Genomic DNA, 12,885 nt, shown 5'->3' with positions numbered 1-12,885 from the left:
GCCGACAAAACCAACAAAACACTTGTGTCGGCAAGGGATGTCGCTAATTTGCCCTTCCCGGCAATCGGAGGACGATGGGATGAAAATCAGTATCGAACGCGCCGTACTGCTGAAGGCAGTGTCGCAAGCACAGTCTGTCGTTGAGCGGCGCAATACAATTCCGATCCTGGCCAATGTCCTGATCGAAGCGGAAGGGGACACAGTCCAGTTCCGGGCGACCGACCTTGACATTGAGGTTGTGGACAAGGCCAACGCCATGGTGGAGCGCGCAGGCGCGACAACCGTTGCGGCAACCACTCTGCATGAGATTGTGCGCAAGCTGCCTGATGGTGCGCTTGTCACACTAACGGACGACAGCGCCGCTGGCCGTTTGACAGTGGAAGCAGGCCGCTCCAACTTCTCGCTGGCCACGCTGCCACGCGAAGACTTCCCGGTGATGGCGACCTCTGAATACACTTCAAACTTCTCCGCCCCTGCCCCGGCGCTGAGGCGGCTGTTTGACAAGTCAAAATTTGCAATCTCCACCGAGGAGACCCGCTATTATCTGAACGGCGTTTATATGCATGTTGCGGATGCAGATGGCGGCAAGGCGCTGCGCGCGGTCGCAACCGATGGCCACCGCTTGGCACGCATCGACACGGATGTGCCTGCTGGTGCAGCAGATATGCCCGGTGTGATTGTGCCACGCAAAACCGTGGGCGAGCTGCGCAAACTGCTGGACGACGATGAAATGGAAATCGCGGTCTCTGTCAGTGAAACCAAAGTGCGCTTTGCGACACCTGACATCACCCTGACTTCCAAAGTGATTGATGGCACCTTCCCCGACTACAGCCGTGTGATCCCGCAGGGCAACACCCGCAAACTGGAAGTGGATGCGGCGGAATTTGCCAAGGCGGTGGACCGTGTGGCGACCGTTTCCTCGGAACGCTCCCGTGCAGTGAAACTGCAACTGGACGAAGACCGGCTGGTGCTGTCTGTGAACTCTCCAGACAGCGGCGCAGCGGAAGAAGAGCTGGTCGTGGCCTATAACGACGAGCGCTTGGAGATCGGCTTCAACGCGAAATACCTGCTGGAAATCGCGAGCCAGGTGGATCGCGAAAACGCGGTGTTCATGTTCAACTCTGCAGGCGACCCAACTCTGATGCGCGAAGGCAATGACACCTCCGCCGTCTATGTTGTGATGCCGATGCGGGTGTAACGGGCTTGCGCCGATGCCACTGGCAGAGGTGGTTTGTCACTGTAAGAAGTCGGACACATGTCTGAATTGGTGCTGACATCTCTCCACCTGTCTCATTTCAGGTCTCATAAAAAAGGCGCCCTTCAGTGTGATGGGCGCCCTGTTGCGTTATTTGGCCCCAATGGGGCGGGCAAAACCAACATTCTTGAGGCGGTGTCGCTGTTTTCACCCGGCCGGGGTATTCGCCGCGCCAGCGCCGAAGAGATGACTCGCCGCCCGGAGGCGATTGGCTGGAAGCTTTCCGGACTTTTGCGGGCGCGGGGCACCTCATATGAAATCGACATTCGATCTGAGAACGGGGCCGCGCGGCAGGTGCAAGTGGATGGCAAAGCCGCGCCACAGGTACAGTTGGGGCGCCTCGCGCGGGTGCTGTGGCTGATCCCGTCGATGGATCGGCTGTGGATTGAAGGCGCAGAAGGACGTCGGCGATTTTTGGATCGGATGACGCTGAGCTTTTTCCCGGATCATGCGGAGCATTCGCTGGCCTATGAAAAGGCCATGCGGCAGCGCAATCGTCTGCTGAAAGAGCAGCTTAACGATGCCCATTGGTATGTCGCGCTGGAACGGCAAATGGCAGACAGCGGGGCGCGCATTCATGCGGCACGCACCCGCACGGTGGAGCGCCTGAGCACAGCGCAAACTCAGGCGGAAACCGCATTCCCCGCCGCAGAACTTGAGTTGATCCAGTCCGAAGGCAGCATGCCTGACAGCCAAGCGGATCTGGCTGAAGCTCTGGCAGAAAGCCGGTTTCGCGACATTGCGGCGGGCCGCTCGCTTGTTGGGCCTCATCGCACCGACATGCTGGGCACGTTTCTGAGCAAGGCGGTGCCTGCAAAAGATTGCTCTACTGGGGAGCAAAAAGCGCTGTTGGTGTCGCTCATTCTCGCCAATGCGCGGGCACTGGCCGAGGACCTTGGCGCGCCACCTCTGCTGCTGCTGGATGAGGTCGCTGCCCACCTTGACCCTGACCGCCGTGCCGCGCTGTATGACGAGATTTGCGCGCTTGGGGCGCAAGCCTGGATGACCGGAACGGAGCGCAGCCTGTTTGATGCGATGGGCGCACGCGCCCAGTACTTTGAAGTCACTGACACCGATGGGATTTCGGCGCTTTCTGAGCAAGCCTAGCCCACACCGCTTTCATTGCGGAAAATTTGGCCATTTGCGTGACAACCCCGCCCAGATCCGATATAAAATCGGGAAACCAAAAAGGGCGACATGAATGTCTGACAACGCGCAAAATCCCGAGCAATATGGCGCGGATTCCATCAAAGTTCTCAAAGGCTTGGAAGCGGTCCGGAAACGGCCAGGGATGTATATTGGCGACACCGACGATGGCTCGGGTCTGCACCATATGGTTTATGAGGTTGTGGACAACGGCATCGACGAGGCGTTGGCCAACCACGCAGACCATGTTCGGGTGAAAATTCACGCCGACAGCTCGGTCTCTGTCTATGATAACGGACGCGGTATTCCGGTGGATATTCACCCCGAAGAAGGCGTTTCTGCGGCAGAGGTGATTATGACCCAGCTGCACGCTGGCGGTAAGTTTGACAGCAACTCCTACAAGGTGTCGGGCGGTCTGCACGGGGTTGGAGTTTCAGTTGTGAACGCGCTGTCAGTGTGGCTTGAGCTGCGCATCTGGCGCAACGGCAAAGAGCACTACGCCAAGTTTGAGCACGGCGATTGTACCGAGCACCTGCGCGAAGTGGCAGAGTGCGGCGATGAGACCGGTACCGAAGTGCGCTTTATGGCGTCCACTGACACGTTTTCCAACATCGACTACTCTTTTGACACGCTGGAAAAGCGCCTGCGCGAGCTGGCTTTCCTGAACTCCGGTGTGCGCATCATTCTGGAAGACGAACGCCCGGCAGAGCCGCTGCGCACCGAGCTTTACTACGAAGGTGGTGTGAATGAGTTCGTCAAATACATCGACCGCCACAAGACATCGCTGATGGAAGCGCCGATCTATGTGAAGGGCGAGAAAGACGACATCGGTGTTGAGGTCGCGATGTGGTGGAATGACAGCTACCACGAAAACGTACTGCCCTTTACCAACAACATTCCACAGCGCGATGGCGGCACGCATATCGCGGGCTTCCGTGGCGCGCTGACCCGCACCTTGCAGAAATACGCACAGGAAAGCGGTGTTGCGAAAAAAGAGAAGATCACCTTCACCGGGGACGATGCGCGCGAGGGCCTGACCTGCGTGCTGTCCGTGAAAGTGCCGGATCCGAAATTCAGCTCGCAGACCAAAGACAAGCTGGTGAGCTCGGAAGTGCGCCCTGCGGTTGAAGGGCTGATGAACGAGAAGCTGACCGAATGGTTTGAGGAAAACCCGCAGACCGCGAAGATGATCGTGTCCAAGATCCTTGAGGCGGCCCATGCCCGGGAAGCGGCGCGCAAGGCGCGCGAGCTGACGCGGCGCAAAACAGCGATGGATGTGAACTTCCTCGCAGGCAAACTCAAGGATTGTGCGGAGAAAGACCCATCGAAGACCGAAGTCTTCCTCGTGGAGGGGGACTCCGCTGGCGGATCTGCACAGACTGGTCGGGACCGGATGACACAGGCAATCCTGCCGCTGCGCGGGAAAATCCTGAACGTGGAGCGCGCGCGCTTTGACCGGATGTTGAGCTCGCAGGAGATCGGCAACCTGGTGATGGCGCTTGGCACTGGCATTGGGCGCGATGAATTCAACGTCGACAAGCTGCGTTACCACAAGGTCGTGATCATGACCGATGCGGACGTGGACGGGGCGCACATTCGGACGCTGCTGCTGACCTTCTTCTATCGTCAGATGCCAGAGCTGATCGAGAAAGGGCACCTCTATATTGCGCAACCACCGCTTTACAAAGTGGCGCGCGGCAAGTCTGAGGTTTACCTGAAAGATCAGGGGGCGCTGGATGATTATCTGGTGAACCAAGGCATTGAAGGCGCGGTGCTGAAGCTCGGCAACGGCATGGAAATGACTGGTCAGGATCTGGCGCGCGTTGTGACCGAGGCGCGCCAGCTGAAGCAGGTTCTGGAAGCGTTTCCAACGCATTACCCACGCCACATTCTGGAGCAGGCGGCCATTGCAGGTGCCTTTGTGCCCGGTGCGGTGGACAGCGATCTGCAAGGCGTGGCCGACAAAGTCGCGCAACGTCTGGACCTGATCGCGCTGGAATATGAGCGTGGCTGGACTGGGCGTATCACACAGGATCACGGCATCCGTCTAGCGCGTATTCTGCGCGGTGTGGAAGAGGTGCGCACACTGGATGGCCCGATGCTGCGCTCTGGCGAGGCACGCAAGTCTGGCAGTTTCACCGAGAGCCTGCAGGAAGTTTACGGCACCTCTGCGACGCTGGTGCGCAAAGACCGCAGCCAGATCATCCACGGGCCACTGGCCCTGCTGAAAGCCATTCTGGCAGAAGGCGAAAAGGGTCTGACGCTGCAGCGCTACAAAGGTCTGGGGGAAATGAACCCCGATCAGCTGTGGGAAACCACGCTGGACCCGGATGCCCGCACCCTGTTGCAGGTGAAGGTGGAAGATATGGCGGAAGCCGATGACCTCTTCACCAAGCTGATGGGCGATGTGGTGGAGCCGCGTCGTGAATTCATTCAGAAGAACGCGCTGAGCGTGGAGAACCTCGACTTCTGAGTGCTGTTACATGGGATGTTGAAACGCGGAGCCTTTGCTCCGCGTTTTGCGTTTCAGAAGGCAAACGACATCTGCAAATGCGCGGTTTTGCCAGTGATTTCTTCAATGGTTTTACCCAAACGTCGCTCTGCTTTCAGCACGACTTCGGCCGCAGCACGCGCGTCTTCGCCCGCGTCATGGTGGTGAAACTGCAGACCCAGCGCCTCTTTCAGATGGCCGAGACCATGCCCGCCATTACCACGAAACTCAGGCCAGGCTTTGCGCGCGATTTTCACGCTGTCGGCCCAATGAAGCTTTGACTTGCCAAGCCCCGCTGTGAGGCAGGCGGCGGTGATGGCCTTTTCGTCAAACCCGCTGTGCTGCACCAACAAATGGCGCGACAGCACCGAAGCCATCACAGGCCAAGCCTGCGCAAACGTAGGCGCGCCCCGCACAGTGGCAGCGCTGATCCCCGTGAGCTCTGTGTTAAACGGCGCAAAGGGCTCTTCAGGGTCAATGTAGGTGGCAAAGGTTTCGATGGAACCGTCCATACGCACCCCGGCAAGGCCGATCTGGCTGATGCTGCTGCGATGGGCGTTTGCCGTTTCTACATCCAGCGCAATGAAGCGAAAGAGGCCGTCGAGCATGGGCTGATCCGGCGAAAATGCTGTCATGTACTGGTTCCAAGCTGCTGGGGTGTTTTGCCTTGTTATAGGGCAAGGTGAACACAGATGCACCCGTATCGATCGACGTTCAAGTGCAGTGTTGGTGCGACTTCAAAAGAAAAAGCCGCCCAGTGGGGCGGCTTTCATTGATTGTCTTGTTTGGCTTTTAAGCCGGGACCGCTTTGGCCGCTGCCAGTTCCCGCCGTTCATCGCCTCGGAAGAACACCAGATAAAACACAGGTGCCGCAATCAGCGTGAGGATCGTGGCAAACGCCAGACCGCCCATGATGGTGATCGCCATGGAGACAAAGAAGGCATCGGTCAGCAAGGGCGCCATGCCAAGGATGGTCGTGACCGCAGCGAGCATCACAGGGCGCAGACGGGATACGCTGGCTTTCACGATGGCCTCTCGCAAGGGCACCCGTTCATCACGCACAAAATCGATCTCTTCCACCAGCACGATGCCGTTTTTGATCAGCATGCCCGACAGGCTCAAAAGACCCAGAAGAGCTGTGAAGGTGAAAGGCATATTGGTGCCCAAGAGCCCAATCGCCACGCCGTTTACGGACATCGGCACAAGCAGCCAGATGATGATTGGCTGACGCACCGCGTTAAACAGAAGCACCGAAATCAAAACCATGATCAGCAAGCTGAGCGGGAGCTGCGCGCCGAGGCTGGCCTGCGCATCGCCGGAGGCTTCCAGCTCACCGCCCCATTCCATTTTATACCCTACCGGAATGGGCATGGCTTCGATGGCTGCGGTGACTTCTGCCTGCACTTGTGCCGCAGTGAGACCGGAAGGAATGTCTGCACCAACCGTGATGGTTGGCACCCGGTCACGGCGCTGGATCAGCGTGTTTTCCGTCTCATGTACAAAGCCATCCACCATCTGCTCAACTGGCAGGAAGGAGTTGGAGGTCGGGGAATACACGAGTTGGTCCATCAGCCCGAAGTCCCCTTCCGCAGGACGGCGCAGAATGATCGGGATCAGGCGGTCCTCTTCGCGGAACACCCCCGTGGCTATGCCATCGGTTGAGAACTGCAGCATGCCGGCCAGATCTTCGCGATTGACCCCCGCTGTTTGCGCCCGCTCGGTGGCATAAAGGGGTTTGATCACCACTTCCTGCTCACGCCAGTCGGTACGCACACTCAGGATGTTTTCAGACGCCTCCTTCAGCACCTGCTCCGCTTGCGTTGCCAATGCACGCAGCACGGCAGGGTCGGTTCCGGACAAACGCACCTGAATGGGATCTCCACCCCCTGGGCCAAAGATCAAACGTTTGGTGCGGAACTCCCCTTCGGGAAGATGCGCCGCGGCAAAGGCTTCGAGATCTTTCTGCAGCGGAGGAATCGCGTCGATGGTTTCCGTGCGTACGATCAAATGGCCATAGCTCGGATTTTCGGGTTCTGAGTTGTAGGTCAGCAGGAACCGCGTTGCGCCCTGCCCGACAACGGTGGTGAAATTCACCACGTCATCGCGCTCTGACAGCCAATCCTCGACCTGCTTCATATGCGCTGAGGTGGTGCCGATGGGCGCACCCTGCGGCAGTTTGTAGTGCACAAAGAACAGGGGCGTGTTGCTGTCGGGGAAGAACTGTTGCTTGACCAGGCCAAAGCCAGCATAGCACACCACAGTCACCGCAAGCAGCCCCGGAATGACGAGCCAGCGCAGCTTGAGCGCCATGCGCAAGGACCAGCCGTAGGTGCGGAAAAGGAACCCACTGTAAGCGTCATCACTTTCGCCATCGCCCTGTTTAAACAGGTAGTGCCCAAGCAGTGGTGTGACGGTCAGCGCGAGCAACCAGCTAAGCAACAGAGAGATCCCGATCACAGCAAACAGTGAAAACAGGAATTCACCCGTTGCATCCGGGCTGAGCCCGATCCCAGCAAAGGCCATGATCCCGATGATGGTTGCCCCCAAAAGCGGAATCTGGGTTTTGCCGGAGGCTTCATCCGCGGCTTCACGCGAGTTTTTGCCTTTGTGCATCGCAATCTGCATGCCCTCGGCCACCACAATCGCGTTGTCCACCAGCATGCCCATGGCAATGATCAGCGCCCCAAGAGAGATACGCTCCATCTCAATCGAGAAAAGCCCCATGAAGAGGAAAGTACCCACAACTGTCAAAAACAGCGTCACCCCCACCACAACGGCAGCGCGCCAGCCCATGAACACGGCCAAAACAGCCACAACGATGGCGACCGACATGGCGAGGTTAACAAGAAAGTCGTTGGAGGCTTTGTCCACCACCAGATGCTGCTGATAGATTGGATGCAGCTGAACACCGGCAGGGATATCACCGGCCATGGTTGCCAGTTTGGCATCCACACGGTTGCCAACCTCAACGATGTTTTCTGTGGCGATGCCCGCAACACCAAGGGTGAAGGCCTCATCCCCGTTGAAGCGGATCACAATGTTGGGGTCGTTGACCCGGTCACGAAACACATTGGCCATATCCACGAGGTTCACCACATGGCCACTTTGGCCGAGCGACAAGCCTGCAATTTCATTTACGGTGTCGGACCCATCCGGTCGGATGATCCGTGTTTTGGAGGTGTCTGTGGTGACGGAGCCTGCGTCAGTGACCGCATCCGAATTGGCAATCGCATTGGCAATCGCCGTCAGAGAAATGTTCTGGTTCACCGACAGCGCCAGATCTGGCTCAACAAAGATGGCTTCTTGAGGCAGGCCCTGAATTTCGACGTCTGCCACCCCGTCAACGGTTAGCAATTCGCGCCGAAGGAAGGTCGACAGATCATGTTTTTCAGCGTCAGAGAAACCTTCGGCGGTGACCGCGAAGAAAATCCCGAACACATCCCCAAAGGTGTCATTGACCAACGGGTCTGCAACACCTGCAGGCAAGTTGCGTCCCGCATCGCGGATGCGCGCCCTTAGCCGTGTCCAGATGTCTTTCAACTCATCTCCGCCATAGGTGGATTTGATGTGCACATCAATGCGCGAGCGGCCGGGTTGGTTTGTGGAGGTGATAAAGTCGATCTCCTCCATCTTCTGGATGGCGGATTCCAGCGGCTCCGAAACTTCGGTGGCCACCTGCTCAGCTGTGGCACCGGGATAGCTTGTGACCACCACCGCCTGTTTGATGGTGAAAGCCGGATCTTCCAGCCGTCCCAAGTTAAGAAAGGCCGCAGCGCCCCCAAACAGGAAAATCAGAATGATCAGCCATGTGTAAATCGGGCGGTCAATGGAACCGCGTGCAATATTGGGCATCATGGCGGACCTCAGTTCCCAAAGCCGACAAAGCGGCGGACGGCTTGGCCATCTTTCAGACTCGCCCCGCCAGCCAAGACAACTTCATCGCCGTCTTTCAGACCGGACAACACGCGCAACATACCGTTTTCTGCAGGTGTGGTTTCAATCGCAGTCCATGTGACCGCGCCTTCGGACGCCCCGACCGGATCAAAGCGCATGACCCCAATGGCGCCTGCTTCGTTGATCACGATGGCCGTGGCCGGCACCATAATGCCGGTGAAAGGTTCTGTGGCTGTGACGTTCACGGTGACCGAGGAGCCCGGCAATATCGTGCGTCCTTCTGGGGGCGCCATGCCAAAGTTCAGGCGGAAGGTTTGGCCGATTTCCGAAGTTTCCGCATCATATTCGCGAATTTCCAACGGATGCTCCACGTCACTGCCTGGGAATTTGGCGCGGATCTGGACATCTTCTTCTTCGCCCGCGCGCTGGAACAGAATTTCCGGCACGTCGACCTCAATACGCAACTCGCTCAGATCGTGGATGCGCACAACAGGCGCACCGTTAGCAACAGTTGAGAACAGCTCCACATTGCGGCTTGAAATCAAGGCATCAAACGGGGCGGGCAATGTGGCGTGTCTGAGGGACCACTCGGCATTGCGTACGGCAATTTCTGCCAGGCTCGCCTGGGTTTCTGCATCATCCAAAGCCACTTGACTGACCGTATTGCCGCGCAGTTTTTTCAGGCGGTCCACCGTGCGATCCGCTTGCTCTTTCTGAAGTCGCGCCTGTGCGAGATTCAGTTCAAAGATTTCCAGATCAAGGCGGGCGATCATCTCGCCTTTCTTGATATTGAGGCCCTCGGTCACGGGAAACTCAACAATCTGGCCTGCCACCTGAAACGCCAAATCGACGCTCTGGCGCGCTTTCACGCGGCCAAAGAACTGGCGCTCAAACGCCACCGGGGCTTCGGTGACTTGCAAGAGCTTCACTGGCTTCAACGCAGTCTCTGCTTGCACAGCCGCCTCTTGTGCGCCACCACCACCGGCGGCCCCCAATGAAAGCGCCATTGCCAGCGCGGAAAACAACCCTGCACGTTTCATTCGTCTCTGTCCTTCATCAATCCCGCCTTAACGGCACCGGGCATGGATTTTATTGCCAATGCGGCAAATGTTTTGATCTCTTCGGGCTGCATGCCGGAAATTTCCCGAAACCGGGTCACGACCTGCTCAAGAAGCGCGGCGCGCGCCTGCGCACCTTCCTCTGTCAATTCAAGCAGCATCGCGCGGCGGTCTTGTGGATCCGCGATCCGCCGTACCAAGCCACAACGCTCCAAAGCGTCTGCGGCCGGTGTCACAGCCGAAGGGACACAGAAAGCCACTTCTGCCAGCGCGCCCATGCGCTTTGGACGATCCAGATAGACCAATATCTTCCGCTCAAGCTTGGCCAGAGGGGGCGAGACATTGATGTCCATGATCTCTGCCTCGATCTGGTTGAACAATGCAAACACACCGATCAATGCCTGAAACTCCGGTGGCAAATCGGTGTTGGCAAATAACTCTTCAGGCAAGCGCGAATCCCTTAGATACTTCATTTACAGAAATATCCATGTAGAGAACCATGCATTTTCTGCAATAGTTATCCTTCAAAAAACGAGGGGTCGGATAAAATTCGATCGAGTTTTCAGGCCAAAAGCGAAGTGATTTCAGCAGGCACCAGCCAGAGCAGAATCCCCTGGATCAAGCGCGAAAACCAAACGCTCCTCGGGGGCAAAAATGGACAATACAGCCCTTTGAGAAATGATTGTTTAACCCGCCCTCCCTATGCCTGAAGGCAATGGGGCAATGAGACACACCTATGAACGCATACTCCAAGATTGAGGCAACCCTGCCAAGCAACGAGGCCGCACAACGTGCCCTGCTATCGCAGTATGCGACTGAACGCCTCGCAACGCTGCGCCGTAGGTTTGTGGTATATATTTTCGGGTGTCTGTTTGCCGTGTGGGCGACGTCTTTACCTGTTGGCCTTGGGCTCACCGGTCTTGTCGTGGCTGGGGATGTGGTGGATTGCCTGTGCTTGCGCAGACTTCATAGACATATGTCGCAAGGCGCGCACCTTAGCCGATTGATGCGTCTCGCAACCTTTGGCGGGATGTTCCAATGCCTGTCACTTACGGTGGCGGTGGCGGCCTATGTTCTGATCTGGGGGCAGGAAGGCACGATTTTGGGGGTCGCCGCCGTTTTGGGGATGGAAGCCTTAAACGCGACTTTGCTGCTCCCAACCAATCGAAAAATCGCGATCACCAAATTGGCGATCTGCGCCATCACGCCGATACTCTTGTTGGTCGTAGAGCTCCTGCTGGCAGATGACCGCCATGCGCTCATGCACTTGAGCGCACACAGCCTGATGGCGCTGATGTGTATGGGGTATATGTGCTACTCCTTCTCTCGCTCCTCTTATGAAAATGCGCAAAAAACCGAAGACCTGAGAAAGAACGAACAGGCACTCTCCGCTGCGAACTCCAAGCTGCGCGGGCAGCAAGATCAGTTGCGCAAACTCTCGATGGTGGCGCGCAGCTCTAACGACACTGTCATCTTAATGTCGGCTGATCGAACTGTGGAATGGGTCAATGAGGCGTTCACAGAATTGTCGGGCGTATCGTTTCAGGAAGCAGTCGGGCGCAATATCTATGACCTGATAAGACTTACCGACAGCAATGCAGATGACTTCGACGAGATTGCCGCTGCCGCAAGGCGTGGTACTCCTTTGCGCACAGAACTGCACAATCGCCAAAACAACGGTCGTGATCTGTGGATCGACTTTCAGCTGCTGCCGATCAAAAGTGCTGCGGGAGACATTGAGTTTTTCGTCACAATCGCGCGCGATATCACCGCAGTGAAAGAGCACAGTGAGTCTTTGCGTCAAGCTCGCGAGGCCGCAGAAGAGGTTGCAAAGGCGAAATCGAGTTTCCTGGCCAATATGAGCCACGAAATTCGAACACCTCTGACCGGTATCATTGGCATGGCGGATCTCTTGACGGAAACCGATCAAAGCCCGGAACAACACACGTTCACGCAAACGATTGTGAGTTCGTCGCGAAGCCTCCTGACGATCATCAATGATATCTTGGACCTTTCAAAGCTTGACGCAGGCAAGCTGGCCTTGTCTGACACCCGCTTTGAAACGCGATCCTGCTTTGGCGATGTGATCCGCCTTCTGACCCCTGCGGCGCAAGAAAAAGGCAACGCGCTCAAGCTTTGGATTGACGACGGCGTGCCGGCACATCTGTTTTCTGACGACGTGCGTCTTAGACAAATCACAACCAACATCGTTGGAAATGCGACCAAATTTACCGAAGGCGGATGCATTGATGTCCGCGTCTGGACCAACGCTGATGCAGCAGAAACGGTATCACATGAGCCAATGCTGTACGTTTCAGTCGAGGACACAGGTATTGGGATCCCTGCAGACCGACTTCAGAGTATTTTTGATGAGTTTTCTCAAGCGGATGGATCGACCTCTCGCCGGTTTGGCGGGACAGGGCTCGGGTTGGCAATCTGTCGCAAGCTTGTGGCGGAAATGGGCGGAAAGATCGACCTGCAGTCCACTGTTGGCGCAGGCACAAGCGTTCGCATATCCCTGCCTGTGAAGGTTCCTGCGTCAGCTGGAGACGCCGACGCAACAGCCCCCGCCATGGGTGGAGGCGACCTGACTGATCTTGAGGGCTTCACAATTCTGGTGGCGGACGACAACAAGACCAATCGCTTCCTGATGCGCAAATATATGGAGCCCCTGCCACTCACGCTACACTTTGTGGAAAATGGCTACGACGCTGTAGAAGCTGCGCTTGAACACAAACCCGACCTGGTTTTTATGGACATTTCGATGCCAATCATGAGCGGCCTTGAAGCCACGGAAACCATCCGCGCAAATGCGGAGCAGCAGCCATGCATTGTGGCATTGACCGCCCATGTTCTTGACGGTGAGCGAGAAGCCTGCCTTGTGGCTGGAATGAATGACTTCCTGACCAAACCGATCCGCCGCCAGCAGATAGTGGATTGCTTGCGCCAGCATTTGGCCCACAAAAATGAATCGAATGTGGCGAACTACACAGCGGTTGAAGGCTGAGCACTCTGTGACACGCACTGAAAAAGCCGCACCC

The 12,885-nt window shown here is 57.0% G+C and carries 8 protein-coding genes; 4 read left to right on the top strand and 4 right to left on the bottom strand.

Going from position 1 to position 12,885, the window contains the following annotated elements; translation table 11 throughout:
• Window positions 1–79: 79 nt before the first annotated feature.
• The 3 genes from dnaN to gyrB all read left to right on the top strand — a co-directional run bounded on the left by dnaN (window position 80) and on the right by gyrB (window position 4,874).
• A complete protein-coding gene (dnaN, locus tag J7413_RS10375; protein ID WP_209098003.1) occupies window positions 80–1,198 on the top strand; it encodes a DNA polymerase III subunit beta in 1,119 nt (372 codons plus the stop codon).
• A gap of 57 nt (window positions 1,199–1,255) precedes the next feature.
• Window positions 1,256–2,362, top strand: coding sequence for a DNA replication/repair protein RecF (gene recF / locus J7413_RS10370; protein ID WP_209098002.1), 1,107 nt, complete (start codon window positions 1,256–1,258; stop codon window positions 2,360–2,362).
• Window positions 2,363–2,456: 94 nt separating this feature from the next.
• A complete protein-coding gene (gene gyrB / locus J7413_RS10365) occupies window positions 2,457–4,874 on the top strand; it encodes a DNA topoisomerase (ATP-hydrolyzing) subunit B (RefSeq protein WP_209098001.1) in 2,418 nt (805 codons plus the stop codon).
• Window positions 4,875–4,927: 53 nt separating this feature from the next.
• Here gyrB and J7413_RS10360 read toward each other — a convergent pair whose 3' ends face one another.
• The 4 genes from J7413_RS10360 to J7413_RS10345 all read right to left on the bottom strand — a co-directional run bounded on the left by J7413_RS10360 (window position 4,928) and on the right by J7413_RS10345 (window position 10,293).
• Window positions 4,928–5,527: an exonuclease domain-containing protein gene (locus tag J7413_RS10360; protein WP_209098000.1), complete on the bottom strand. Its 600-nt coding sequence runs from the start codon at window positions 5,525–5,527 to the stop codon at window positions 4,928–4,930.
• A gap of 157 nt (window positions 5,528–5,684) precedes the next feature.
• The gene (locus tag J7413_RS10355) at window positions 5,685–8,747 is read right to left on the bottom strand and encodes an efflux RND transporter permease subunit (RefSeq protein ID WP_247743444.1); all 3,063 of its coding nucleotides are present in this window, start codon (window positions 8,745–8,747) and stop codon (window positions 5,685–5,687) included.
• A gap of 8 nt (window positions 8,748–8,755) precedes the next feature.
• Window positions 8,756–9,826, bottom strand: coding sequence for an efflux RND transporter periplasmic adaptor subunit (locus J7413_RS10350; protein WP_247743443.1), 1,071 nt, complete (start codon window positions 9,824–9,826; stop codon window positions 8,756–8,758).
• Window positions 9,823–10,293: a MarR family transcriptional regulator gene (locus J7413_RS10345; RefSeq protein WP_247743442.1), complete on the bottom strand. Its 471-nt coding sequence runs from the start codon at window positions 10,291–10,293 to the stop codon at window positions 9,823–9,825. Before J7413_RS10345 ends, J7413_RS10350 begins: the two co-directional genes overlap by 4 nt.
• Window positions 10,294–10,580: 287 nt before the next feature.
• On the opposite strand from J7413_RS10345, the gene J7413_RS10340 reads away from it, so the two are divergent.
• Window positions 10,581–12,851, top strand: a complete 2,271-nt coding sequence (locus tag J7413_RS10340) for an ATP-binding protein (RefSeq protein WP_209097999.1) — start codon at window positions 10,581–10,583, stop codon at window positions 12,849–12,851.
• Window positions 12,852–12,885 lie beyond the last annotated feature (34 nt).

The organism is Shimia sp. R10_1 (genome assembly GCF_017744095.1).
In the GTDB taxonomy this organism is placed as follows: domain Bacteria; phylum Pseudomonadota; class Alphaproteobacteria; order Rhodobacterales; family Rhodobacteraceae; genus Shimia.
This window is presented reverse-complemented; position numbering and strand designations above follow the sequence as displayed.